The 20785-nt window shown below is 76.4% G+C and carries 19 protein-coding genes; 15 read left to right on the top strand and 4 right to left on the bottom strand.

Annotated features, from left to right (window positions below):
- Nucleotides 1–152: 152 nt before the first annotated feature.
- The 3 genes from AB4K12_RS13470 (at nt 153) to AB4K12_RS13460 (ending at nt 2941) form a co-directional block, all read left to right on the top strand.
- A complete protein-coding gene (locus AB4K12_RS13470; RefSeq protein ID WP_368434424.1) occupies nt 153–830 on the top strand; it encodes a uracil-DNA glycosylase in 678 nt (225 codons plus the stop codon).
- 81 nt (nt 831–911) lie between these two features.
- Nucleotides 912–1898, top strand: a complete 987-nt coding sequence (locus tag AB4K12_RS13465; RefSeq protein ID WP_368434423.1) for an N-acetylglucosamine kinase — start codon at nt 912–914, stop codon at nt 1896–1898.
- Between the two features lie 107 nt (nt 1899–2005).
- A complete protein-coding gene (locus AB4K12_RS13460) occupies nt 2006–2941 on the top strand; it encodes a hypothetical protein (protein ID WP_362261410.1) in 936 nt (311 codons plus the stop codon).
- 187 nt (nt 2942–3128) lie between these two features.
- Here AB4K12_RS13460 and AB4K12_RS13455 read toward each other — a convergent pair whose 3' ends face one another.
- The 3 genes from AB4K12_RS13455 to AB4K12_RS13445 form a co-directional block, all read right to left on the bottom strand.
- A complete protein-coding gene (locus AB4K12_RS13455; protein WP_368434422.1) occupies nt 3129–4184 on the bottom strand; it encodes a lactonase family protein in 1056 nt (351 codons plus the stop codon).
- A gap of 80 nt (nt 4185–4264) precedes the next feature.
- Nucleotides 4265–5770 carry an FUSC family protein gene (locus AB4K12_RS13450; protein WP_368434421.1) on the bottom strand — a complete coding sequence of 502 codons (1506 nt, stop codon included), beginning with the start codon at nt 5768–5770 and terminating at the stop codon, nt 4265–4267.
- 220 nt (nt 5771–5990) lie between these two features.
- A complete protein-coding gene (locus AB4K12_RS13445) occupies nt 5991–6998 on the bottom strand; it encodes a glycosyltransferase family 9 protein (protein ID WP_368434465.1) in 1008 nt (335 codons plus the stop codon).
- Between the two features lie 387 nt (nt 6999–7385).
- Here AB4K12_RS13445 and AB4K12_RS13440 point away from each other — a divergent pair, with 387 nt between their 5' ends.
- The 10 genes from AB4K12_RS13440 to AB4K12_RS13395 all read left to right on the top strand — a co-directional run bounded on the left by AB4K12_RS13440 (nt 7386) and on the right by AB4K12_RS13395 (nt 17261).
- On the top strand, nt 7386–8348 hold the full coding sequence (locus AB4K12_RS13440) for a UDP-glucuronic acid decarboxylase family protein (RefSeq protein WP_368434420.1): 963 nt from the start codon (nt 7386–7388) through the stop codon (nt 8346–8348).
- Nucleotides 8349–8440: 92 nt separating this feature from the next.
- Nucleotides 8441–10096: a carbamoyltransferase gene (locus AB4K12_RS13435; protein ID WP_368434419.1), complete on the top strand. Its 1656-nt coding sequence runs from the start codon at nt 8441–8443 to the stop codon at nt 10094–10096.
- Entirely contained in the window at nt 10093–11163 is a 1071-nt protein-coding gene (locus AB4K12_RS13430; protein ID WP_368434418.1) for a glycosyltransferase family 2 protein, read from the top strand. The genes AB4K12_RS13435 and AB4K12_RS13430 overlap by 4 nt, the downstream gene beginning before the upstream one ends.
- Nucleotides 11160–11717, top strand: a complete 558-nt coding sequence (locus AB4K12_RS13425; RefSeq protein WP_368434417.1) for a D-glycero-alpha-D-manno-heptose-1,7-bisphosphate 7-phosphatase — start codon at nt 11160–11162, stop codon at nt 11715–11717. The genes AB4K12_RS13430 and AB4K12_RS13425 overlap by 4 nt, the downstream gene beginning before the upstream one ends.
- Complete coding sequence (locus AB4K12_RS13420) at nt 11714–12748, top strand: glycosyltransferase family 9 protein (RefSeq protein WP_368434416.1); 1035 nt, start codon at nt 11714–11716, stop codon at nt 12746–12748. Before AB4K12_RS13425 ends, AB4K12_RS13420 begins: the two co-directional genes overlap by 4 nt.
- Nucleotides 12749–13711: a glycosyltransferase gene (locus AB4K12_RS13415; protein WP_368434415.1), complete on the top strand. Its 963-nt coding sequence runs from the start codon at nt 12749–12751 to the stop codon at nt 13709–13711.
- Nucleotides 13708–14922 carry a glycosyltransferase gene (locus AB4K12_RS13410; RefSeq protein ID WP_368434414.1) on the top strand — a complete coding sequence of 405 codons (1215 nt, stop codon included), beginning with the start codon at nt 13708–13710 and terminating at the stop codon, nt 14920–14922. The genes AB4K12_RS13415 and AB4K12_RS13410 overlap by 4 nt, the downstream gene beginning before the upstream one ends.
- Nucleotides 14919–15539, top strand: a complete 621-nt coding sequence (locus AB4K12_RS13405; protein ID WP_368434413.1) for an SIS domain-containing protein — start codon at nt 14919–14921, stop codon at nt 15537–15539. The genes AB4K12_RS13410 and AB4K12_RS13405 overlap by 4 nt, the downstream gene beginning before the upstream one ends.
- Nucleotides 15536–16972 (top strand): PfkB family carbohydrate kinase, encoded by a 1437-nt coding sequence (locus tag AB4K12_RS13400; RefSeq protein WP_368434412.1) that lies wholly within the window; start codon nt 15536–15538, stop codon nt 16970–16972. The genes AB4K12_RS13405 and AB4K12_RS13400 overlap by 4 nt, the downstream gene beginning before the upstream one ends.
- Nucleotides 16973–17033: 61 nt before the next feature.
- Complete coding sequence (locus tag AB4K12_RS13395) at nt 17034–17261, top strand: DUF6480 family protein (protein WP_362261385.1); 228 nt, start codon at nt 17034–17036, stop codon at nt 17259–17261.
- 64 nt (nt 17262–17325) lie between these two features.
- Here AB4K12_RS13395 and AB4K12_RS13390 read toward each other — a convergent pair whose 3' ends face one another.
- On the bottom strand, nt 17326–18651 hold the full coding sequence (locus AB4K12_RS13390; RefSeq protein WP_368434464.1) for an MFS transporter: 1326 nt from the start codon (nt 18649–18651) through the stop codon (nt 17326–17328).
- A gap of 476 nt (nt 18652–19127) precedes the next feature.
- Between AB4K12_RS13390 and AB4K12_RS13385 the strand changes: the two genes are divergently transcribed.
- Entirely contained in the window at nt 19128–19613 is a 486-nt protein-coding gene (locus tag AB4K12_RS13385) for an Lrp/AsnC family transcriptional regulator (protein WP_362261383.1), read from the top strand.
- Between the two features lie 129 nt (nt 19614–19742).
- Entirely contained in the window at nt 19743–20669 is a 927-nt protein-coding gene (locus AB4K12_RS13380; protein ID WP_368434411.1) for a D-alanyl-D-alanine carboxypeptidase family protein, read from the top strand.
- Nucleotides 20670–20785: the final 116 nt, after the last annotated feature.

Raw genomic sequence — 20785 nt, 5'->3', positions numbered from 1 at the left:
GCACATGATGGGCGCCTAGCACCCCGTGCGGAAACGGTCGGCGGCGCGCACATGATGGGCGCCTGAGCGTACGTCCGGAACCCGGCCCTCGGCGGTTGCCGCCGAGGGCCGGGTTCGTGCGTGTGCGGGGTGAGCCACTAGAGTGACGCTCCGTGGCTGCACGACCATTGAACGAGATCGTCGAACCGGGCTGGGCCAAGGCGTTGGAGCCGGTGGCCGGGCGCGTCGCCGCGATGGGCGACTTCCTGCGGGCGGAGATCGCCGCGGGCCGGACCTATCTGCCCTCGGGGGCGAACGTGCTGCGGGCCTTCCAGCAGCCGTTCGACGACGTGAGGGTGCTGATCGTGGGGCAGGACCCCTACCCCACCCCCGGCCACGCGGTCGGGCTCAGCTTCTCCGTGGCGCCCGAGGTGCGCCCACTGCCCGGCAGCCTGGAGAACATATTCCGTGAACTGCACACCGACCTCGGCCTGCCCCGGCCGTCCAACGGCGACCTGACGCCGTGGACGCGGCAGGGCGTCCTGCTGCTCAACAGGGCGCTGACCACGGCCCCGCGCAAGCCCGCCGCACACCGCGGCAAGGGGTGGGAAGAGGTCACCGAGCAGGCGATCCGCGCGCTGGTGGCGCGCGGCCGGCCCATGGTGGCGGTGTTGTGGGGGCGCGACGCGCGCAATCTGCGGCCGCTGCTGGACGGGGTGCCGTGCGTGGAGTCCGCGCACCCCTCCCCCATGTCCGCGGACCGCGGCTTCTTCGGCTCACGGCCCTTCAGCCGGGCCAACGACCTTCTGACGCGCCAGGGTTCGGCCCCGGTGGACTGGCAGCTGCCCTGACCCCGTCCGGGGCGGTAGGGTGCGCGCCATGTCGCTTCGTACGGGCGCGCACCGCGCCCACGGCCACGGGTGACCGGCGCCGTGGCGGCCGTCCCCGGCGTGGCCGGGCATGTCCTGGGAATCGACTCCGGGGGCTCGGGCCTGCGGGTCGCCCTGGCTCCGGTCGGCGCCGGCGGGCGAACCCTGACCTGGTCCTCGCCGGTGCCGGTGACCACCGGCGAGCGCGGCATCGACGCGCGGTCCCTGCTCGGGCGCGTGCTGCCCATGGCGGACGGACTGCTGCGCGAGGCGGGCGCCCGGGGCTGCGTCGCCGTCTGTGTGGGGGCGGCCGGGATGGCCATGCTCGGGGACGATCTGCGGGCCGTGCTGCCCGCCGCCCTGCGCGACGCGCTGGGGACGGACCACCTCGCCCTGGCCTCCGACGCCGTGACCGCCTACGCGGGCGCCCTGGGGCAGCGATCCGGCGTCGTCGTCGCGGCCGGCACCGGGCTCGTCGCGCTCGGCACGGACCTCTCGACGGGGAGCGGCTGGCGGCGCGCGGACGGCTGGGGGCATCTGCTCGGCGACTGCGGGGGCGGGGCCTGGATCGGCCGGGCCGGGCTCGAGGCGGCGCTGCGCGCGTACGACGGCCGCGCGGGGGGCTCATCGGCGCTGCTGGCCCGCGCGGAGGCGGTGTTCGGGCCGGCTCCCGGGCTTCCCGGGCTGCTCTACCCACGGCCTGACCGGCCCGCGGTGCTCGCCTCCTTCGCCCCGGAGGTGGGGCGCCTCGCCCCCGGCGACCCGGTCGCCGCCGGCATCCTGCGCGCGGCCGCCCGTCACATCGCCGCGGCGGCCGCGGCGGCGTGTCCGGCGCCGGCGGCGGACGTGGCGCTGACCGGTGGCCTGTTCGGCCTGGGCGAGCAGTTGATCACGCCATTGCAAGATGAGTTGCGATTGCAAATTCCACGGGCCCGACCGGTCGCCGCCGAGGATGATCCACTGGCCGGCGCGGTGACCTTGGCCACGGCACTCGCGAGGAACGATCTGAGGCTTCCCGTCGACGACACGCTGCTCCGGGTCGTTTGCTGATCACATCTGCGCTTATCGTATGAGCCATCGAATAAAACCGGACAGACGTTGTTCAGTTACCCCCCGCCCGAACGTCCGAGCTCCATGAACGACTAACATGCGGCGCCATGAGTTCCCCCACTGGGCCCGAGTCCGGCCTGCCTGTACGAATGCCACGTCCCCGCCAGCCAGGGCGGCATCGGCGGCCGGAGCCCCTGGCCGCACCGGTCGGGGCGCCCCCGCTGGTGCTCGCCGTGCCCGGCACCCCCGACCTCGCCACGCGCCGCCTCGCCGAGGAGACCCTGAGCATCGCCCGCTCCGAGCTCCCCGGACTCGACGCGCGCGTCGGCTACGTGGACGCCGAGGCGGACAGCGAGGGCTTCCCGCCCCTGGACGCCGTCCTGGCCTACGCGGCCTCCCAGCGCGCCGCTCGCGCGAGCGAAGCGCGCGAAGAGGAGTCCGCCGAGGACATCTGGGCCCAGGCGCCGGACGCCGTCGTGGTGCCGCTGCTCGCCGGACCGGACAGCGCCGCCCTGCGGCGGATACGTCAGTCCGTCATGAACAGCGGTTCCGCGAGCGAGCTCACGGACACCCTCGGCCCGCACCCGCTGCTCGCCGAGGCGCTGCACGTCCGCCTCTCCGAGGCCGGCCTGGCCCGCGCCGACCGCGCGCGACTGTTCACAGTCGCAACGGCAGCCGACGGAATCGTGCTCGCGACGGTCGGCGGCGACGAGGCCGTGCAGGCCGCCGGCATCACCGGCATGCTGCTCTCCGCCCGCCTCGCCGTGCCGGTGCTGGCCGCCGCGCTCGACGAGGACGGTGCCATCGCCCGCGCCGCCGAGCAGCTGCAGGGCTCCGGTTCGCGGAACCTGGCGCTCGCCCCCTGCCTGATCGGACCCGAGGTCGACGAGACGCTGACGGCGATGGCCGCCAAGGAGGCGGGCTGCGCGGCGGCCGAGCCGCTCGGCGCGTACCCGGCCGTCGGCAAGCTCGTGCTGGCCAAGTACGCCTCGGTGCTCGGGATCGCCACCCAGCCGTCGCCTCAGGGCGCCTCGGCCCACTGACGCCCGCCGCGGCCGGTCCCACCCCGCCGCCCGTGCGCCCGTGAGCCGCGCGGACGCCCAGGAGCCCGGCAGACGCCCGGGAGCCCGTACGTCGCGTGAACGCCCGCCTCTGGAGGGGCCTCCGTCACAGGAGGCCCCTCCAGGCGTTTCGGGCCCGGAAGCTCCCGCCCCGGCGTGCGGGACGCCGTCAGGCGAAGAGCACGCAGGAGGCCGCCGGCAGCGCGAGCGCACCGGCACGCGCCGGTACGCCCGTGTCCGGGTCGACGGTGAACCAGGTGACGTCCCCGGAACGCTCGTTGGCGGCGTACAGCAGCCGTCCGTCCGGGTGAGCGGTCAGGTCACGGGGCCAGTGCCCGCCGCAGTCGGTGGTGGCCCGCAGCTCGAGGCCGTCCCCCGCCGCGTCCAGGGCGAGGGTGGCGATGGTGTCGTCGCCGCGGTTGGCCGCCCACAGGAACCGGCCGTCGGCGGAGACGACGGGCGCCGACGGATGGCTCGGCGAGACCGCTCCCGGGGGCAGGACGCGGGTCCGCGAGACCGGCTCCAGCGTCCCGGCCGAGGCGTCCCACCGGCAGACGGTGACGGTGGGCTCCAGCTCGCCCAGGACGTACACCCGGCGGCCGTTCGGATGGAAGACGAGGTGCCGGGGGCCGGTGCCGGGGCGCAGCGGCGTCTCGCCGTGCGGGCTCGGGGCGCCGGTCACGGGGTCGAGGGCGTGGATCCACACCGAGTCCGTGCCGAGGTCGACGGCGAGCAGCCAGCGCCCGGAGGGGTCGGGCACGACCGCGTGGGCGTGCGGAGAGGCCTGTCGGTCCGCCACCGGGCCGCGGCCGCGGTGCGGGAGCACCGCCGAGGGTGCGCCGAGCGAGCCGCCCACACGGACCGGCAGGGCGCTGACGCTGCCGGAGCCGTAGTTGGCGGTGAACAGCCACGGCCCGGCGACGGCGAGGTGGGTGGGGCCGTCGCCGCGCACCGCGACGGGCACGCCGAGGAGCTCGGGGCGGGCCGGGTCGGCCAGCGAGAACGCGGCGGCGGCGCCCTCGTCCGTCTCGCTGACGGCGTACAGCACGTCGCCGCCGGGCGAGAGCGCCAGATACGAGGGGTTCACCACCGCGTCGGTCGTGTGCACGGGCTTCAGCACGCCCGTGGCGTCGTCGGTCTCGGCGACCGTCAGTCCCGGGCCGCCCGCGTCGGTGAACGATCCGATGTACGCCCACCGGCGTCCGTGCTCCGTCGTGCCTGCCATTGCCCGCCCCTCCCGTCGAACCGGCCCGCCGCACCCGACGCTACAAGGTGCCACTGACCGTCACGGAACGTGGCCCGGGGTCAGGCGTCCGCGAAGACCCCGCGCGGCCGGTCGCGCAGGGGCGTGGCCAGCGAGGCGAGCGCGGCCTCGAGGTCGTGGAGGTGGGCGAGGGCGCGCTCGGCGCCGGGGTGGTGCGGCACGCCGTCCGCCGGGGCGGCCGGCACGGTCTCCTCGGGGGCGGCGAGGGCGAGCAGCGCCGTCTCGACCCGCAGGCAGGCGGCCGTCAGCCGGGCGTCGTGGGAGGCGTCGGGGTCGGCGGCCACCTCCGCCAGGCCGCGGACCTGCCGGACGCAGTCGTCCAGATGCGCCATGACCTCGGCCGCCCGGGCGCGGCGCGCCCGCAGCGGGCTGAGCGGGTGCAGCAGCGGCGCCAGCGACACGCGCACCTTGGCGAGGAGGGTCTCCAGCTCGGCGACGTGCGGGGCGGGGTCGGCGGCGTCGTCCCCCGCGAGCCGGCGCGCGGACACGGCGGTGCAGTGCCGCACGGCCAGCAGCGCCCGGCGGATCCAGGCGTCGGTGGCGGCGTGGGTGGTGACGGGCAGGACGAGGGCCACCGCGAGTGCGGCGGCGCCCGCCCCCACGAGGGTCTGTTCGAAGCGCAGGGCCAGCAGACCGGGGTGGAGCACGCCGAGCAGCCCGTAGAGCAGGCCGGCCATGACGGTCACGAAGAACATCATCCAGCTGTACGAGGGGGCGGCGGTGTAGAAGATGCCGAAGACGCAGACGGCGAGGAGGGCGGCGGTGGGCACGGGGGCGCCGTGCAGCGGGACGGCGACCAGGAGGCCCACGACGATGCCGGCGAGGGTGCCGACGACGCGGCGGAAGCCGCGCACGAGGGTCTCGCCGCGCGACGCGGTGTTGACGAAGATCCACCAGGCGGTGCCGACGGCCCAGTACCAGCGCTCGTCCGAGACGAGCTGGCCCACGCCGAGGGCGATGGCGCAGGCGAAGGTGTTCTGGAACGCCAGCCGGGTGGTCGGCCGGGCGAGGCCGCGTCCCGCGAGCGGTGCGGGCCCCGCGGGCGGCGGGGTGCGGCGCTCCACGCACCACAGACCGAAGCGGACGAGGGCGGACGCGCCGATGGCCATGGCCACGGCCGCGTACAGCCCGGGCAGCCGGTCCGGGACGGCGTGCAGGAACTGCGCGGCGAAGAACATCATGAAGGCGAAGATCCCCAGCGCCTGCCCGCGGGCGCCCCAGCGCCGGGCGTAGACGCCGGCGAGGACGACGGCGAGGAACGCCGCGTCGCGCACCAGGGGGAGGCCGTGCAGCGCCGCCGCCAGGGCGAGCACGGGGAGGCCGACGGCCGGCAGCAGGGCGGTGGTGACCGCCTGGCGCCGTACGGTCGGGTCGCCGACCGTGAACAGGGCGAGGAGCGCGGCGAGGCCGCCGAGGATCACCGCGGGCAGCGGCAGTCCGGCGAGCTGGGCGGCGGCGACGGACAGGCCCACGCCCAGCACGGCGCGCACGCCGGTGCGCAGCCTGAGCCGGCCGGGATCCGGCGCCACGAACAGCCTCTTGAGCACCTCTTCCGGTCCCCCCTCTGTGAGTACGTCTCTGTGAGTACGCGCAATAAAAGAGGCGCCGCGGGGATCCGCAGCGCCATCGACAAGGGACATCAAAACATCCGGTCGCCAGCTGGCTCAACAGACCGCACTTCGACTGTGCCATTGGCTCAGCGGCAGGTCCGCTCGGCCCGCCACCGAGAGGCCAACGGACCAAGGCGCTGACCGGGGGGACGAAGGCTCACCCGCGTACGGCCCGGCGCTCGTCCAGGGCGTCCAAGGCGTCCAGGGCCCCCAGGACGTCCTGAGGGCCGATGCGCAGCAGGAGGGGGTCGGGCACGGGCGCGTGCGGGTCGCCGGGCAGGCCCGGGTGCCACAGCACGCGGTGGCGCGGCGAGGGCGGCGGTCCCCACAGGGCGGGTGCCACCGGACCGAACAGCGTCACGGTGGGTGTGGCGTGGGCGACGGCGAGGTGGGCGATGCCGGTGTCGCCGCTGACCACCGCGCGCGCGGCGGCCACCAGCGCGGAGAGCGCGGCGAAGGACAGCCCTCCGGCGAGGGCCCGCGCGCCGGGCACGGCGACGCGGGCCACCAGCTCCTCCTCGCCCGGGCCGCCGGTGACCGCCACGCGGTGCCCGCGCTCCAGCAGGCCGCGCGCCACCGCGGCGTAGCGCTCCGGGGGCCAGCGGCGCGAGGGTGAGCCCGCGCCGGGGTGGAGGACGACCGCGCCGGGCGCCGGGGAGGGGGTGCGGGGCGGGGCCAGGGCCAGGTCGCGGGGGTCGCCGGGGATGCCGTAGAAGCTCAGCAGGCGGCACCAGCGCTCGCGTTCGTGCTCGTCCGGCCGCCACCGTGGCCCCTGGACGCCGGGCGTGCCGGGGTGGGCGAAGGCCAGGAGCCGGCGGGGGGCCAGGGCGGCCAGCAGCCGGTGGCTGGGCGGGCCGTTGCCGTGCAGGTCGACGGCGATGTCCGGTGGCGGCGCGGCCCAGGGCAGCGCGGAGGGTACGGCCCGGCCGGGAGCGGCGGCGGGCAGCAGGGTGTCGACGGCGCCGCAGGCGGCGGCCGGGCCGGCCAGGCCGCCGGGCGCGGCGAGCACGATCTCGTGGCCGGGGTGGGCCGCGCGCAGCGCCCGCAGCGCGGGTACGCCGGCGAGCAGGTCCCCGAGGCCCAGCGCGCGCAGGACCAGCAGGCGGGGGCGGCCGTCGGCGACGGGCCCGGCGAGGGGAATCGCGGAGGGATGACAGAGCGTCATGTCCTGGGCGGACGAAGGGGGTTCGGCGCGTGGTGAGCGAGGGGCCGGCACACGGCACCTCCTTCCGCACCGGATCGCGGGGACGTCGCCCGCCTCCCCAGGCTGGCCCGCACGGGCGGCGGGGGCAAGCGGGCGCCTCGAGTGGAGGGATCGACGGCCGTGTGCGACGCTGCTGTGTGAGTCGTTTCGGCTACGGGCGGTATGCGAGCAAGGGCTCCGACCGCCCTCGGCGCCACGGACGAAGGCCGCGCGCCGGCCGCCCGGTCACGGACCGGCGGATCCCAACTCCACTCGGTCGAAAGGTTTCTCCCGCCCCGGACGATCCGCGGAAGGGACGAGGCCTGCCCGCAGTGCGCGAAGGAACCGGGGCCCGTAAGGAGCGTGACCATGGACGAGCGACGCTGGAACCGTGCGGTGGTCACCGGCGGGGCCGGTTTCATCGGCTCCCACCTGTGCGAGCGGTTGCTGGCCGAGGGCTCCGAGGTGTGGTGCGTGGACAACCTGGTCACGGGCTCCCGGTCCAGCATCGCCCATCTCGAGGGGCGGCCGGGCTTCGTCTTCGTGGAGGCCGACGTCACCGAGCCCGGCGGGCTCGCCTCGATACCCGGGACCGTGAGTCTGGTGGCGCACCTGGCCTGCCCGGCCTCGCCCGCCGACTATCTGCGGCTGCCGATCGAGACGCTGGAGACGGGCAGCAGCGGCACCCGCGCCGCCCTGGAGCTGGCCCGCCGCGACGCCGCGCGCTTCCTGCTCGCCTCCACCTCCGAGGTGTACGGAGACCCGCTGGAGCACCCGCAGAGCGAGCGGTACTGGGGCAACGTCAACCCGGTCGGGCCGCGCAGCGTCTACGACGAGTCCAAGCGGTACGCCGAGGCCCTCGTCTCCGCGTACCGGCGCACCCACGGCACCGACACCGCCATCGTCCGCATCTTCAACACCTACGGTCCGCGCATGCGGGCCGGGGACGGCCGTGCCGTGCCCACGTTCATCCGGCAGGCACTCGACGGCGACCCGCTGACCGTGGCGGGGGACGGCGGCCAGACCCGTTCCCTGACGTACGTCGACGACACCGTGGACGGCATCGTCGCCCTCGCCGCCAGCGGCCGTCCGGGCCCGGTGAACATCGGCGGCGGCGAGGAGACCACGATCCTCGAACTGGCCCGCCGCATCGTGGACCTGACGGGGTCGGCCTCCACGATCCGCTTCGTGGAGCGGCCGGCGGACGATCCGGCCAGGCGTCGCCCCGACACGGAGACGGCCCGTCGGCAGCTGGGCTGGGCGCCCCGGGTGGACTGCTCGGTGGGCCTCAAACGGACCGTGGAGTGGTTCATGCGCTCCGCCCTCCCCTAGCGCGTTCCCCACCGTTCCCAGCCGTTCCGACGGTTTCGCGGCCCCGTCCCGGCAGCCCCGGCGCCACCGTCCCGACAGACTCGGAGCACGCCATGCGCATCCTCGGTATCAACGCCCTCTTCCACGATCCGGCCGCCGCGCTGGTCGTCGACGGGCGGATCGTCGCGGCCGCGGAAGAGGAACGGTTCTCCCGGCGCAAGCACGGCAAGCGACCCGTCCCGTTCGCCGCGTGGGAACTGCCCGCGCTGTCCGCCCACTGGTGCCTGGAGCACGCGGGACTGCGCCCCGGCGACCTGGACGTCGTCGCGTACTCCTACGACCCCGCGCTGGCCCGGGCCCCGGAGTCCATGGGCCTGCACGACCCCTGGGACGCCATCCGCCAGACCTACGCCCGCGAGGCGCCCGGCTTCCTCGCCGAGGCCCTGCCGGGCCTGGACCCCGAGCGGGTCCGGTTCGTCCCGCACCATGTCGCCCACGCGGCGTCGGCGGGCCTCGCCACCCCCTACCCCGACAGCGCGGTGCTGGTGCTCGACGGGCGCGGCGAGTGCGCCTCCCACCTGGCCGGGCGCTACGCCGGCGGCACCCTGGACGTCCTGGCCGCCCAGCGGCTGCCGCACTCCCTGGGCCTGGTCTACGAGGAACTGACCGAGCACCTGGGCTTCCTGCGCAGCAGCGACGAGTACAAGGTGATGGCCCTCGCCGCCTACGGCAAGCCGCGCTTCCTGCCGGTGCTGCGGGAGCACCTTTACGCCACCGGCGACGGCGGCTTCCGGGCGCACGCGGTGCCGTGGGCCGCGCTGACCGAGCCGCGCGTGCCGGGGCAGGAGTGGACGCAGGACCACGCGGACCTCGCGGCGAGCACGCAGGCGTGCCTGGAGGAACTGCTGCTGGACCTCACGCGGTGGCTGTTCAGCCGCACCCGCGCCGAGTCGCTGGCCATGGCCGGCGGGGTGGCCCTCAACTGCGTGGCCAACTCGCGGATCGCCGCCCAGAGCCCCTTCCACAGGGTCTGGGTGCAGCCGGCCGCCGGTGACGCGGGCACCGCCCTGGGCGGGGCCCTGCACCTGGCGGCGGAGGGCGGCGAGGCGGCGGAGCCGATGACGGGCGCCGACCTGGGCCGGGGCTGGTCGGACGAGGAGCTGCGCGGCTGGCTGGATCGGGCGCGCGTGCCCTACGAACGCCCGCCGGACATCGCCGAGGCGGTGGCCGAGGAGCTGGCGCGCGACGGCATCGTCGCCTGGTTCCAGGGGCGCGGCGAATACGGGCCCAGGGCGCTGGGCCACCGGTCGCTGATGGCCCACCCCGGCCGCGCGGAGAACCTGGAGCGGCTCAACCACGTCAAGGGGCGCGAGGAGTTCCGGCCGGTGGCCCCGATGGTGCTCGCCGACCGGGCGGCGGAGATCTTCGAGGGGCCGCTGCCGAGCCCGTACATGCTGTTCGTGCACGGCGTGGTGCGGCCGTGGCGGGACCGGATACCGGCCGTGGTGCACGTGGACGGCACGGCCCGGATCCAGACCGTGGATCCCGGGCGGGAGCCTCTCCTGGCCCGGACGCTGGCCGCCTTCGAGCGGCGTACGGGCCTGCCGGTCGTCGTCAACACCAGCTTGAACACGGCGGGCCGGCCGATGGTCGACGACCCCCGCGACGCCCTGGAGTGCTTCGGCTCGGCACCGGTGGACCTGCTGGCGATCGGCCCGTACGCGGTGCGGCGCGGCCGGGCGTACGCGGGCGGGAAGGAGTCGGCATGAGCACCGGCGGCTCCCCGGCGTACGCGGTCGTCGTGCCCACGATCGGTCGTGCGTGCCTCGCCGACTGCCTGGCCTCGCTGGCCGCGTCGGCCGGCCCCGCCCCGTGCGAGGTGGTCGTCGTCGACGACCGGCGCGGGCCCGCGGCCGGGCACGCGCCGCTGCCCCTGGAGTCGCTCGGCCGGCTGCGCCCGCGGGCCAAGGTGCTCAGCAGTGGCGGGCGGGGGCCGGCCGCCGCGCGCAACACCGGCTGGCGGGCGGTGGACGCGCCCTGGGTCGTCTTCCTGGACGACGACGTGCGCGTCGGTCCCATGTGGCGCGCCGAACTGACGGGCGAACTGACCTGCGCCGCCGCGGACGTGGGCGGCGTACAGGGGATCATCGAGGTGCCGTTGCCGGCCGGGCGGCGGCCCACCGACTGGGAGCGCGGTACGGCGGGCCTGGCCGTGGCCCGCTGGGCGACCGCCGACATGGCCTACCGGCGGGCGGTGCTGGCGGCCGTGGGCGGGTTCGACGAGCGCTTTCCGCGGGCCTTCCGCGAGGACGCCGACCTCGCGCTGCGAGTGCTGGCCGCGGGCTGGCGGCTGGAGCCCGGCATCCGCGTGATCCGCCATCCGGTGCGGCCGGCGGACCGCTGGGTGTCGCTGCGCACCCAGGCGGGCAACGCCGACGACGCCCTGATGCTGCGGCTGCACGGCCGCCGGTGGTGGGGGCGGGCGGGCGCCCCGCGCGGTCGGCTGCGCGCCCACGCCGCGGTCACCGCGGCCGGGGCGGTGGCGGCGGGCCTCGTGCTCGCCGGGCGCCGCCGCGCGGGCGCGGCGGCGGCCCTGGGATGGGCGCTGGGCACGGCCGAGTTCGCCTGGTCACGGATCGCGCCCGGGCCGCGCACGCCCCACGAGGTCGCCACCATGCTGCTGACCAGCGCCGCCATTCCCCCGCTGGCCGTCTGGCACCGGCTGCGCGGGACGTGGCGGCACCGGGACGCCGGGCCGCTGCCCGGCGCGCGGGGGCCGGCCATCGTGCTGCCGGCCCCCGCGCCGCCCTCGCCGAGGGAAGGACCGGTCTCATGAACGGCGACCGGCCGCCCGCCGCCGTGCTGTTCGACCGGGACGGCACGCTGGTCGAGGACGTCCCCTACAACGGCGACCCCGGCCGGGTGACGCCGATGCCCGGCGCCGGCTCCGCGCTCGCGCTGCTGCGCCGGCACGGGATACCCGTCGGTGTGATCACCAACCAGTCGGGGGTGGCCCGGGGGCTGCTGACCATGGATCAGGTGCGGCGGGTGAACGCGCGCGTGGACCGGCTGCTGGGACCGTTCGACGTCTGGGCGGTGTGCCCGCACGGACCGGACGACGGCTGCGGCTGCCGCAAGCCCGCCCCGGGCCTGATCGTGGCCGCCGCCCGCGAGCTGGGAGCCGACCCCGGCGACTGCGCCGTCGTCGGCGACATCGGCGGCGACATGGAGGCGGCCGAGGCCGCCGGCGCGACGGGCGTGCTGGTGCCCACGGCGCTGACCCTCCCCGAGGAGGTGCGGCGGGCCGGGCGGCGCGCCCCGGACCTGCTGAGCGCGGTCCGGGGGCTGCTCGGGGACGCGGTGCCCGCGGCCGGCGGGAGCGGGCCGTGAGGGCGCTCGTGGCACGCCTCGACAGCTTCGGCGACGTACTGCTCGCCGGGCCGGCGGTACGCGCCGTGGCCGCGCGCGCGGACCGCACGACGATGCTGTGCGGTCCGCGCGGCGCCCCGGCGGCCCGGATGCTGCCGGGGGTCGACGAGGTGATCGTGTGGGACGCCCCGTGGGCGGGCTTCGACCCGCCGCCCGCCGACCGGGCCGGCGTCGACGACGTCGTGCGCCGCGTCGCGCGCCGGGCGCCGGACGTGGCGCTGGTGCTCACCTCGTTCCACCAGAGCCCGCTGCCCACGGCGCTGGTGCTGCGGATGGCCGGGGTGCCGCGGGTGGCGGCGGACTGCGCGGACCATCCGGGCTCGCTGCTGGACGTACGGCACCGCCGGGCGCCGCGCCGGCACGAGGTGTGCGCGGCCCTCGACCTCGCCGAGGCGGCGGGCTTCCGGCTGCCGGAGGGCGACGACGGACGCCTCGCCGTGCTGGAACCCCCCGCGCCCGGCGGGCTCGTGGGCGAGCCGGGGTACGTGGTCGTCCACCCGGGCGCCGCCGTGCCCGCCCGGCGGTGGGGGCGCGAACGGTGCGCCGCCGCGGTGCGGTCGCTGGTGCGGGCGGGCTACCGGGTGGTGGTCACCGGCGGCCCCGGCGAACGCGAGCTGACGGCGGCGGTGGCCGGCGGCGGCGCCCTCGACCTGGGCGGGCTGACCGGCCCGGCCGAGTTGGCCCGGGTGCTGCGCGACGCGGCGGCCGTGGTCGTCGGCAACACCGGGCCCGCGCATCTGGCGGCGGCCGTGGGCACCCCGGTGGTGTCGCTGTTCGCTCCCGTGGTGCCGGCCGAGCGGTGGGCCCCCTACGGCGTGCCGCACGTGCTGCTGGGCGACGAGCGGGCGCCGTGCGCGGGCAGCCGCGCCCGGGTGTGCCCCGTGCCGGGTCACCCGTGCCTCGGCGGCGTCCTCCCCGAGGACGTGCTGGCCGCCGTGGAGAAGCTCACCGGGCGCGTCCCGGGCCTCGACCCCGCTCCGGAGGCGACGTAGATGAGGATCCTGTTGTGGCATGTGCACGGTTCGTGGACGACGGCGTTCGTCCAGGGCCGTCACACCTATGTGGTGCCGGTGACCGAGGACCGGGGGCCCGACGGGCTCGGCAGGGCGCGCACCTTCGACTGGCCGGACACCGTGGTCGAGCTGCCGCCGGAGCGGCTGCGCGACGCCGGCGCGGACCTGCTGGTGCTCCAGCGGCCGCACGAGTTCGCGCTGGCGCGCCGGTGGCTCGGCCTGCGACCGGGAGTCGACGTGCCCGCCGTCTACCTCGAGCACAACGCGCCCGGCGGCCCCGTCCCGGGCACCCGGCACCCCGCCGCCGGACGGCCCGGCCTGACCATCGTGCACGTCACCCACTTCAACCGGCTGATGTGGGACTGCGGTTCCACGCCCACCACGGTGATCGAGCACGGCATCGTCGACCCGGGTCCGCTGTGGACCGGCCGCCTGGCGCGGGCCGCCGTCGTCGTCAACGAGCCGCTGCGGCGCGGCCGTACGACCGGCACCGACCTGTTGCCGTACTTCAGCGAGGCCGCGCCCCTGGACGTCTTCGGCATGGGCACCGACGGCCTGGCCGGCCGGCTGGGCGTCGCGGCGGAGCGGTGCCGGGACCACGAGCTGGTGCAGAGCGCCCTGCACCGGGAGATGGCCGAACGCCGCGTCTACCTGCACCCGGTGCGCTGGACGTCGCTGGGGCTGTCCCTGCTGGAGGCCATGCACCTGGGCATGCCCGTGGTGGCCCTGGCCACCACCGAGGTGTGCGAGGCCGTGCCGGCGCGCGCCGGGGTGGTCTCCAACCGGATCGAGCTGCTGCACGACGCCGTCCGCGCGTTCGTCGCCGACCCCGCCCGGGCCCGCGAGACGGGCCGGGCGGCACGGGCGGCGGCACTGGCCCGGTACGGGCTGCCGCGGTTCCTGGACGACTGGGACCGGCTGATCAAGGAGGTGACCCGATGAGGATCGCCATGGTGTCCGAGCACGCGAGTCCGCTCGCCACGCTCGGCGGCCCCGACGCGGGAGGCCAGAACGTCTACGTCGCCCGCCTGGCGGGGCTGCTGGCCGGCCGCGGCCACGAGGTGACGGTCTACACCCGCAGGGACGACGCGACACTGCCCGACCGGGTGCCGCTGCCCTCGGGGGCCGTCGTCGAGCACGTACGGGCCGGCCCCGAGCGGGCGCTGCCCAAGGACGAGCTCCTCGGCCACATACCGGCCTTCGGCGACCACCTCGCCCGCGCCTGGGCCCGCACCCGCCCGGACGTCGTGCACGCCCACTTCTGGATGTCCGGCATGGCCTCGCTGCCGGGCGCCGGGGACCTCGCGGTGCCCGTCGTCCAGACCTTCCACGCGCTGGGCACCGTCAAGCGGCGGCATCAGGGCGCGGCGGACACCAGCCCGCCCGAACGCCTGGACGTCGAGCGGCGCCTCGGCGCCTCCTGCGCCAGGGTCCTGGCCACCTGTTCGGACGAGGTCCGCGAGCTGGAGCGGATGGGCGTCGGTCCGGAGCGCTGTTCGGTGGTGCCCTGCGGGGTGGACACCGCGCACTTCACGGCCCGCGGCCGGATCGCCCTCGTCCCGGGGCGGCGGTCCCCGCACCGGCTGCTGTGCGTCGGCCGGCTCGTCCCCCGCAAGGGCGTGGACCTGGCGCTGCGGGCGCTGACCCGGCTGCCGGACGCCGAGCTGCTGGTGGCCGGCGGCCCGCCCAGGGACGGGCTCGGCCGCGACCGCGAGGCCATGCGGCTGCTGTCGCTGGCCCGTCGGCTGCGGGTGGCCGAGCGGCTGGTCCTGCTGGGCTGCGTGCCGCACGAGGACATGCCGGCCCTGATCCGCAGCGCGGACGTGGTGCTGTGCACGCCGGTCTACGAACCCTTCGGCATCGTGCCGCTGGAGGCGATGGCCTGCGGTGTACCGGTCGTGGCCACGGACGTCGGCGGCCACCGCGACACGGTGGCGCACGGCGAGACGGGCCTGCTGATCCCGCCGGGCGAACCGGACCGGCTCGCGGGCGCGGTGCGCGCCCTGCTCGCCGCCCCCGGGCGGCTGGAGTCCTTCGGCCGGGCCGGCCGGGCGCGGGTGGTCGCCCGCTTCACCTGGGACCGGGTGGCGGACGGCGTGGAGCGCGTCTACGACCGGGTCGCCGCCCCCGTACCGTCAGGAGCCCCGCGATGACCGTCACCGGAACGACCGACGCCACCGCCGCCGTCTCCGACGGCGACCATTGCGGCCGGCTGCTGACGGCACTGCGACGGTTCCGCGAGGACAACGCCGACACCGCCCGGCGGTGGGGCACGCGCCTGGCGGCCGGCCTCGGCGCCGGCGGGAGGCTGCTGGCCGCCGGCAACGGCGGCAGCGCGGCGCAGGCCCAGCACCTGACCGCCGAACTGGTGGGCCGCTACCGCGAGGACAGGGCGCCGTTCTCCGCCCTCGCCCTGCACACCGACACCTCCAGCTGCACCGCCATCGTCAACGACTACGGCCCGGACGAGCTGTTCGCCCGTCAGGTGCGCGCGCACGCCCGCCCCGGCGACGTGCTCATCCTGCTGTCGACGAGCGGCGCCAGCACCAACCTCCTGCGGGCCGCCGAGGCCGGGCACGCCGCGGCCGCCGACGTGTGGGCCCTCACCGGGCCCGCCCCCAACCCGCTCGCCGAGGCGGGCGACGAGTCGCTGTGCGTGGCCGCCGGCACCACCGCCACCGTGCAGGAGCTGCACCTGGTGGCCGTGCACCTGATGTGCGACGCCTTCGACGCGGCCCTGGCCGCCACCCCCGGAGGGACGACGCCATGAGCACCGGCACTCCCCTGCTGGTCGTCGGCGACGCCCTGCTCGACCGGGACCTGGTCGGCACCGCCGAGCGGCTGGCCCCCGACGCGCCCGTGCCCGTACTGGACGACTGCCGGGAGCAGCTGCGCCCGGGCGGTGCGGCGCTCGCGGCGTACCTCGCCGCGCGGTCGGGACGGCCGGTGACCCTCGTCGCCCCGCTGGGCACCGACTCCGCGAGCCTGCAGGTGCGGGCGCTGCTGGAGCCGTCGGTCACGCTGGTGCCGCTGCCGCTGGACGGCCCGCTCGCGGAGAAGACGCGGGTGCTGGCCGGGGGCCGGCCGGTGGTCCGCCTGGACCGGGGGGCCGGGCGGGCCGCCGGGGCCACCGGACGGGCCCGGCGCCTGATCGCCGAGGCGCCGGCCGTGCTGGTGGCCGACTACGCGCGGGGCACCGCCGAGGTGCTGCGTCAGGCGCTGGCCGCCCGCGCCCCCGGCACGGCGCTGGTGTGGGATCCCCATCCGCGCGGCGGCCCGCCGGTGCCGGGCGCGCGCCTGGTGACGCCCACGAGCGAGGAGGCCTTCCTGTTCGCCGGGGCCGGCGGACAGGAGGGCGAGGCGCTCGGCGCGGTCGCCCACACGGCGGAGGAGCTCGTGCGGCGGTGGCGGGCGGTGTGCGTGGCGGTGACGCTGGGCGCGCGCGGCGCGCTGCTCTCCCAGGGCGAGCGTCCCATGCTCGTCCCCACGGCGGCCCGGCACGGCGGCGACCCGTGCGGCGCGGGCGACTGCTTCAGCGGCACGGCGGCGGGACTGCTGGGGGACGGGGCGCTGCCGGTGGAGGCCGTGCAGGGTGCGGTGGCGGCGGCCACCCGGTACGTCGCCGAGGGCGGCGCCCGGGCCGTGGCCCGCGGCCCCTACCCGGGCCCGGATCGCCGCGGGACCATGGAGGGGGACGCCCTGCAGCTCGCGCGGCACGTCCGGGCGGCGGGCGGGACCGTGGTCGCGGCCGGCGGCTGCTTCGACCTGCTGCACGCCGGGCACGTCGGCCTGCTCCAGCAGGCCAGGGGCATCGGCGACTGCCTGATCGTCTGCCTGAACTCCGACGCCTCCGTCAGCCGCCGCAAGGGTCCCGGACGGCCGCTGGCCCCGCTGGCCGACCGGATCCGGGTGCTGCGGGCCCTGCAGTGCGTCGACGCGGTGGCGGTGTTCGACGAGGACACGCCCCAGCGGCTGCTGCCGTGCCTGCGGCCGCACATCTGGGTCAAGGGCGGCGACTACGCGATGGAACAGCTGCCGGAGGCGGCACAGCTCGCGGAGTGGGGCGGCCAGGCCGTCCTGCTGCCGTACCTCGACGGCCGGTCCAGCACCCTGCTGGCCACCCGGGCGGCGGACAGCCTCGCCGTCGCCCGCCGCACCACCGCCCCCGGTGGTGCGGCCGTTTCCCGCACGAGGCGGAGATGACCGTGCCCGGCGGCGGGGCGGTGCCCCGTCCGCCGGCCCGGCAGGAAGGTCAGGTGGCACCATGACCGCACCCAATCCCGACCCGGACCCGGACCGCACCGCCGGTCTCGAGCCGGGCGGAGGCGTCCCGCCGGGAGAGACGCCTCCCGGTGAGAGCAGCATGTCCGGCGCCGGCCCCCGCCAGCCGGACTACAACCAGCGGGGCTGGGCCACGGCTCCGGTCCTGGTGATCGGCCTGTGCGTACTGGTCTTCGCCGTGACCGTCTTCATCTGGGCCGCGCTCGTCTGAGTGCCGTGGGCCGCGCTCGTCCGAGTGCCGTGGGCCGCAATCGTCCGGGTCCCGGCCCACGGCCTCACGCGGCGGTCCGGAAGGCCGCCCCGGGGGCCGGCAGCACGGCGCTCGTGCGGCCGGCGGGCCTACGCCGCCGCACGAGCGCGCCGGCTCCGATGACGACCGCGATGACGGCGCCGCCGAGGATCAGCGCGCCGCGCTCGCCCGCGCCCTGCACCAGCAGACCCAGCAGGGGCGGCCCGGCCAGGCCCCAGCCGGTGCTCACGCTGCGCCAGACGCCGAGGACGCGGCCGCGCATGTGGGCGGGCGGGTCGGTCTGCAGCACGGTGGTGGTCGCGGTGTCGCACACCGACTCCACGATGGCCATCGGCACGACCATGACCAGCAGCAGCGACAGCACCGGGCTGGAGCCCGCCGCGATCTGCAGCACGCCTCCGGCGGCGGCCAGCAGGGCGACCAGGCGGACCGTCGGCTTCTGCATCCGGCCGGCCAGCACGGCGCCCACGATGCCGCCGACCGCGAGGAGGGCGGAGACCAGCCCGTAGGCGCCGGCGCCGCCGTGCAGCGGGCCGGTGACCAGGGTGGCGAGGGTCAGCTGGTAGTTGCGGCCCAGGACGGCGCTCAGCGCGGCGATCAGGGCGAGCGCGACCAGGCCGCGGCGGCTGAGGAAGAAGGACAGGCCCCCGCGCTCCCGGCCGGCCGCGCCGCGCGGGCGGGCGGCGGCCGCCGCGGCCTCCGCGCGGGCGTGCGGCTGCAGCCGGAGGAAGGGGATGACCGCGGTCACGAACAGGAACGACACGCCGTTGACCGCGTACGCGCCGGCGGTGCCGATGGTCGCGATGCCCACCGCCGCGAGGGCGGTGCCGGCGAGCCGGCCGACGCTGTGCACGACCGAACCCAGGGCGATCGCCGAGGGCACGTCCTTCTCCGGCACCAGGTCGTTGCCGAGCAGGGCCGTGGCCGGGCCGTCGACGGTGGCGATCAGGCCGGTGATCCCGGCGAGCACCATGAGCAGCGGCACGTTGAGCATGCCGAAGGCGACCAGCAGCGCGGTGGCGAAGGCCACCAGGGCCAGCAGCGCCTGGCTGACGGCGGCGGTGAGCTTGCGGGGCAGGCGGTCGACCACCGCGCCGCCCAGGAGGCCGAAGAGCAGGCCGGGCGCGGCCTGGACCGACAGCGACAGGCCCGTCGTGGCGGCGGAGCCGGTGAGCTGCAGGACGAGCAGGTTCTGCACGGTGAGCTGCATCCACGTGCCGAGGTTCGACACGAGGTTGGCGGCGGACCACCAGCGCATGCTGCGGCTGCGCAGGCAGCGCCAGGGGGACCGGTCGCCGGCCGTGCCCGCGGCCGCCCCGCGGCGGGCGAGCAGACCCCGCACCGGCCGCACGACGGGCGCGGCGGTGACGGGCGCTGTGGTGGAGGACGGGGGCGTGGCCGGAGCCGGGGACGAAAGGCGCAAGGGTCCGTTTCCGTGGTCGGGGGTGCCGTGGTCGGGAGCGCGTACCCGGCGCCTCCGGCGACCGTGGGCGCGCCGTCCGCCGGGGGCGGAGGGGCACGACGGCTGTGGGCGTCGAAAACCCCGCCGGGTGGAACCCTCGGGCGGGGGCCGGGGACGTCGCCGGTCCGCGCTTCGCCGCGCCGGTCGCGATGACGTCTCCGCCATCGTCACAAGCGCTTCCCTGCGCTGAGAAGTTCGTACGCTGTGCGGTCGGTCACCATGCGGTGAAATGCGGGTCCGCTCCGTGGTGGGCTGCCTCACACACCGCCTCGCCCGGCCCGCCGACGGGTGAACCGGGGGCCGGAACGGTGGGCCATTGGTACAGTGCGAGGCCGCCGATACCGACCACGAGAGAGCCGGTGCCCATGGCCGTGGACGCGCTGGACGCCAGGATCCTGCGGCTGCTGCTGGAGCAGCCGCGGACGAGCGTGCGCGAGTACGCCCGCCTGCTGGGCATCGCGCGGGGCACGCTCCAGGCGCGGCTCGACCGGCTGGAGCGCGACGGCGTGATCACGGGGACGGGCCCCCGGCTGTCCCCCGGGGCCCTCGGTCACCCCGTGCTGGCGTTCGTCCACATCGAGGTCACCCAGGGCCATCTGGACACGGTGGCGGACGGCCTGGGCGGCGTGCCCGAGATCATCGAGGCCTTCTCGATAACGGGTGGCGGGGACCTGATGGCCCGCGTCGTCGCTCGGGACGCGGCCCATCTGGAGGACGTGATCCAGCGGCTGGTCCAGCTGCCCGGGGTGGTGCGCACCCGTACGGAGATGGTGCTGCGCGAACGGGTGCCGTACCGGATGGTGCCGCTGGTGGACGCGGTGGGCCGGGCGGCTGGCCGGCGGCCCGCCTGACGGGGCGTCCGAAAAGTACGGCCGGACGACGCCGGTCGTGGCGAGGACGACGGACCCGGCTTCTCACCAGGGATGAACTGGTGCGATTATCTGCTCGCTCATCCCAACCAGCGAGAAAAAGGTCCGTACATGGAGCGAAGTGGGAGAAGAACCGCGCGCCGCTGGGGCGTCGCCGCGGTCGCCTCGACCGCGGCCGTGGCCGTCGCACTGCCGGCGACCACGGCCCAGGCCGCGAACGGCCCGTCGGGCATAGCCGCCAAGGGCGCCTTCCTGCTCGACAGCGGCCCCAACCGCACCCTGTGGGGCAAGGACGCCGACACCAAGCGGCAGATGGCCAGCACGACCAAGATCATGACCGCGGTCACGGTCCTGGGCGTCAAGAACGTCGATCTCAACAAGAAGATCACCGTCAAGCAGTCCTACCGCGACTACGTGGCCCGCACCGGCGCGAGCACGGCGGACCTGCGCACGGGCGACCAGCTGACCGTCCGCCAGATGCTCTACGCCCTGATGCTCCCCTCCGGGTGCGACGCCGCCTACGCGCTCGCCGACACCTTCGGCAGCGGCAGCACGGAGGCCGCCCGGACGAAGTCGTTCATCGCCAAGATGAACAAGAAGGCCGCCGACCTCGGCATGAAGAACACGCGGTACGACTCGTTCGACGGCATATCGCGTGCGGGGGACAACTACACCACCCCGCGCGACACCGCCCAGCTGGCCCGCAAGGCCCTGACGAGCAGGACCCTGAGCACGGTGGTGCGCACGACCACCACCAAGCAGAAGGCCGCGAACGTCAACCGCACCTACTACTGGGACAACACCAACAAGCTGCTCGGCTCCTACCAGGGCGCGATAGGCATCAAGACCGGGACCGGCACGGCCGCCGGGCCGTGCCTGGTCTTCGCGGCCCAGCGCGGCAAGCGCACGGTGGTGGGCGTCATCCTCAACGACCCCACGAACCGCTACCCGGACGCCGTGAAGATGCTGGACTGGTCCTTCAAGTCCAAGTCGAAGGTGACGCTGCGCCAGCTGCCGCCGTCGGCCCAGAAGGACTGACCCACCGGCACGCCCAAGGGCTGTGACCCGAGCGCTCCGGCCCGATCGCGGCCGGAGCGCTCGCCGTTGCCGGAGCGCTCGCGGTTGTCGTGACGGCCCCGGTCAGCCCGGTCAGC

The sequence above is a fragment of the Streptomyces sp. C36 genome, from assembly GCF_040932295.1.
GTDB classification, from domain to species: Bacteria; Actinomycetota; Actinomycetes; order Streptomycetales; family Streptomycetaceae; genus Streptomyces; species Streptomyces triculaminicus.
The sequence above is the reverse complement of the archived record's forward strand: the minus strand, read 5'-3'. Positions and strand labels throughout refer to the sequence as shown.

Bases quoted from the DNA above. Each gene is read 5' to 3' on its own strand.
- AB4K12_RS13460 (WP_362261410.1), top strand. From the start codon at position 2,006: ATGAGTTCCCCCACTGGGCCCGAGTCCGGCCTGCCTGTACGAATGCCA.
- AB4K12_RS13455 (WP_368434422.1), bottom strand. From the start codon at position 4,184: ATGGCAGGCACGACGGAGCACGGACGCCGGTGGGCGTACATCGGATCG.
- AB4K12_RS13445 (WP_368434465.1), bottom strand. From the start codon at position 6,998: ATGACGCTCTGTCATCCCTCCGCGATTCCCCTCGCCGGGCCCGTCGCC.
- AB4K12_RS13440 (WP_368434420.1), top strand. From the start codon at position 7,386: ATGGACGAGCGACGCTGGAACCGTGCGGTGGTCACCGGCGGGGCCGGT.
- AB4K12_RS13435 (WP_368434419.1), top strand. From the start codon at position 8,441: ATGCGCATCCTCGGTATCAACGCCCTCTTCCACGATCCGGCCGCCGCG.
- AB4K12_RS13430 (WP_368434418.1), top strand. From the start codon at position 10,093: ATGAGCACCGGCGGCTCCCCGGCGTACGCGGTCGTCGTGCCCACGATC.
- AB4K12_RS13425 (WP_368434417.1), top strand. From the start codon at position 11,160: ATGAACGGCGACCGGCCGCCCGCCGCCGTGCTGTTCGACCGGGACGGC.
- AB4K12_RS13415 (WP_368434415.1), top strand. From the start codon at position 12,749: ATGAGGATCCTGTTGTGGCATGTGCACGGTTCGTGGACGACGGCGTTC.
- AB4K12_RS13410 (WP_368434414.1), top strand. From the start codon at position 13,708: ATGAGGATCGCCATGGTGTCCGAGCACGCGAGTCCGCTCGCCACGCTC.
- AB4K12_RS13405 (WP_368434413.1), top strand. From the start codon at position 14,919: ATGACCGTCACCGGAACGACCGACGCCACCGCCGCCGTCTCCGACGGC.
- AB4K12_RS13400 (WP_368434412.1), top strand. From the start codon at position 15,536: ATGAGCACCGGCACTCCCCTGCTGGTCGTCGGCGACGCCCTGCTCGAC.
- AB4K12_RS13395 (WP_362261385.1), top strand. From the start codon at position 17,034: ATGACCGCACCCAATCCCGACCCGGACCCGGACCGCACCGCCGGTCTC.
- AB4K12_RS13385 (WP_362261383.1), top strand. From the start codon at position 19,128: ATGGCCGTGGACGCGCTGGACGCCAGGATCCTGCGGCTGCTGCTGGAG.
- AB4K12_RS13380 (WP_368434411.1), top strand. From the start codon at position 19,743: ATGGAGCGAAGTGGGAGAAGAACCGCGCGCCGCTGGGGCGTCGCCGCG.